Raw genomic sequence first — 2,845 nt, forward strand, 5'->3', positions numbered from 1 at the left:
GCGGGGCGGTGAGGGCGAGCCCGCCGAGCAGCAGGCCCGCCCAGACGACGGCGATGGACAGTTCCGGTACGGCCTCGCGCATCGCCTCGGCGAGCCGGTCGATGTCCGTGGTGATCCGCGATAGCAGGTCACCGGTGCCGGCCCGCTCCAGGACGCCCGGCGGCAGCGCCACCGACCGGACGAGGAAGTCCTCGCGCAGATCGGCCAGCATCTGTTCGCCGAGCATCGCCCCGCGCAGCCGCACCATACGGACGAAGACGGTCTGGGCGATCAGGGCGAGGGCGAACAGGGCGAGGGCGCGGCCGAGTTAGATGTCCGCGCCGTGGCCGGCGGACAGGTCCTCGACCAGTCCGCCGAGGAGGTAGGGGCCGGCCATCGAGGCGATGACCGCCGCGGCGTTGACGGTGACGAGGATCGTGAAGGCGCCGCGGTGGCGGCGGACCAGGGTGGCGACGTAGGAGCGTACGGTCGCCGGTGAGCCGACGGGCAGCGTGGTGGCGGTCTGCGGGGCGTCGGGATCGTGCTCCGGCGGCGCCAGGCCGATCATGAGGTCTCCTCGTGGTGGTGGGGCCGGTCCGGTTCGCGGGTGACGACCGCGCGGTAGTCGGGGTGGGTGCGCAGCAGTTCGCGGTGGGTGGCCGCGCCGGTGACCTTGCCGTCCTGGAGGAACACCACCTGGTCGGCGCGGTCCAGCAGGAGCGGGCTGGAGGTGAGGACGAGGGTCGTACGGCCTGCCCTGATCGTCCGCAGGCCGTCGGCGATGCGCGCCTCGGTGTGCGAGTCGACGGCGCTGGTCGGCTCGTCGAGCACCAGCACTTCCGGGTCGGTGACCAGCGACCGGGCCAGGGCCAGGCGTTGCCGCTGCCCGCCGGAGAGGGACCGGCCCCGTTCGGTGATGTGGGTGCGCATCGGGTCGCCGGAGTCGTCGGCGGACCCCTGGGCCAAGGAGGCCAGCACATCACGGCATTCGGCCGCGGCCAGCGCCTCGGCCGTGGTCACCCGGCCGGACGCCGGGACGTCGAGCAGGTCGCCGAGGGTGCCGGAGAGCAGCACCGGGTCCTTGTCCTGGACGAGTACGGCCGTGCGCGCGGTATCGCGCGGGATGTCGTCCAGCGGGGTGCCGCCGAGAACGACGGAGAGCGGGCGGCCGGCGGATTTCCCCCCGGCCTCGGCGCCGTCGGTGCCGCCGTCGCCGTCCGCGCCCCCGTCCCGGTGTGGCGGGTGGCCGCCCAGGCGCTCGGCGAGCCGGCCCGCCGCGTCGGGGTCGCCGCAGACCACGGCGGTCAGCCGGCCGGCCGCGGCGGTCAGTCCGCTGACCGGGTCGTGCAGATCGCCGGACGGCGGTTCCGGTGCGGTGAGCCGGCCGTCGACCGGGCGGCTCAGGGCCAGGACGCGCGCCGTGCGCGCCGCCGACGGGCGGGAGAAGGAGTAGGACATGGTGATCTCTTCGAAGTGGCGCAGCGGGTAGAGCAGGAAGGCCACCGCGCTGTAGATCGTGACCAGTTCGCCGACGGCGATCCGGCCGTCCCGGGCGAGCCCGACGCCGTACCAGACCACCGCGATCAGCAGCAGCCCCGGGAGCAGGACCTGGACGGCCGAGATCAGCGACCACATCCGGGCGCTGCGGACGGCGGCCCTGCGCACCTCCTGGGAGGCGCTGCGGTAGCGGCCGAGGAACAGCTCCTCGCCGCCGATGCCGCGCAGGACGCGCAGTCCGGCGACCGTGTCGGAGGCGAGTTCGGTGGCCCGGCCGGCCTTCTCCCGCTGGTCGTCGGCGCGCCGGGTGGCGGCCGGCAGCAGCGGCAGCGCGGCCAGTGCCAGGGCGGGCACGCCCAGCGCCACCACGAGGCCCAGTTCCGGTTGGTAGACCACCAGGGCGACGCAGACGCCGGCCGTGGTCACGGCCGCCGCGCAGAACCGGGAGAGGACCTCGATGAACCAGCCGATCCGCTCCAGGTCGCCGGTGCTGACGGCGGCGACCTCACCGGCCGCAACCCGCCGGGTCATCGCCCCGCCCAACTCCGTGGTCTTACGGGCGAGCAGCTGCTGCATCCGGGCGACCGCGACGATCCAGTTGGTCACCGCCGCCCGGTGCAGCATGATGTCGCCGAGCGCGACCAGCACGCCCAGCAGCGCCAGCAGGCCGCCCGCCAGGGCGAGTCGGGGACCGTCACGGTCCACCGCAGCCTGTACGGCGAGTCCCACCGGGAGCGGGAACGCGGCCACCGCGCTCATGTGCACGAGACCCCAGAAGAGCCCGTTGGCCTGTCCGCCGAGCTGCTGTCTGCACAGCCACAGCAGGAATCTGCCACCCGTGCGGACGTCCGGGACGCCGGGGTCGGGATGCGGAAGATCGCGAATACGCATGATGTCCAAGGGAGTTGTCGCGGCAGGCGGGGGTGGGCCGAGCGTGCTCGGCGGGCCGGGGCGGAGGGGCGGCGGTCGTGGGCAAGGGGGCGGCGGGGGCCGTCCCGGGCAGGGCGGAATGCCCCTCTCGTACGTCTCGGCCATCTCGACGTGGACGGAGGTAAGGGAAGGTTCGCCCGTCGCATGGGCCGCTTTCAAACGGTTTTTCCACAGCGGGGCGATAAAGCCGATGAATCGGCGGTGATGTGCACAACGCCGGTGCTGATGGGCCGTCAGTGCCGCGGTGGCACCATGGGGTCATGCGGACAGCGGCGGGTGCGATACGGGCGGTGGCGGTGGCCGCCGCGGGAGTGGTCCTGGTGGCGGGCTGCGGGGGCGGCACCGGCGCGCACGGCAGTGGCGCCGGGGGCGCGGAGGGCGCCAAGGAAGGCGGAGCGGTGCGGGTGGGGCAGCGGCCCGGCGGCGGGGCGCCGGGCGC

At 74.4% G+C, this 2,845-nt stretch carries 1 protein-coding gene and 1 pseudogene; both read right to left on the bottom strand.

All coding sequences use genetic code 11. The annotated features are described in order from the left end of the window. Nucleotides 1-547: pseudogene (locus RZ84_RS42095) on the bottom strand (ABC transporter transmembrane domain-containing protein); the annotation flags it as partial. Further along, nucleotides 544-2,367: an ABC transporter transmembrane domain-containing protein gene (locus RZ84_RS32570; RefSeq protein WP_043271521.1), complete on the bottom strand. Its 1,824-nt coding sequence runs from the start codon at nt 2,365-2,367 to the stop codon at nt 544-546. The gene RZ84_RS32570 and the pseudogene RZ84_RS42095, both read right to left, overlap by 4 nt. Nucleotides 2,368-2,845 lie beyond the last annotated feature (478 nt).

It is taken from the genome of Streptomyces sp. CT34 (assembly GCF_000805335.1).
In the GTDB taxonomy this organism is placed as follows: Bacteria; Actinomycetota; Actinomycetes; order Streptomycetales; family Streptomycetaceae; genus Streptomyces.

Coding starts and splice junctions, on each gene's coding strand:
- RZ84_RS32570 (WP_043271521.1), bottom strand. CDS start 2,367: ATGCGTATTCGCGATCTTCCGCATCCCGACCCCGGCGTCCCGGACGTC.